Here is a 368-nt window from a genome sequence, read left to right as displayed (position 1 = left end):
ATACCAGGGAGAGTGGTTTGAAGGCAATATGCAAGGCCGCGGCACCCTCACCACCACAGACGGCGATACCTACATTGGTGAGCTTGATGAAAATGAGTTTAATGGTGAAGGAACCCTAACCAAAGCTACCGGTGACATCTATACAGGTTTCTGGATTGATGGCGTGCTCAATGGGCAAGGCTCTCTTACAACCAAGGGGGGCCTACTATATGTTGGCGGCTTCTCAGACAATTTATTCCACGGTAACGGTTCCCTAACCTACCCGGATGGCGGACACTACGAAGGTTCATTCTCTAACGGTATGTTCCACGGCAAGGGTGTCGAAACCTATGCGAACGGTAAAAAGTATGTCGGACAATTTATTGATG

The 368-nt window shown here is 48.9% G+C and carries 1 pseudogene; it reads left to right on the top strand.

Annotated elements, in window-relative coordinates:
• Positions 1-368: pseudogene (locus A3756_RS04060) on the top strand (hypothetical protein); the annotation flags it as partial.

Source organism: Oleiphilus sp. HI0086 (assembly GCF_001635225.1).
Note: the sequence above shows the minus strand (reverse complement) of the source record. Positions and strands in the feature narration are given on the sequence as shown.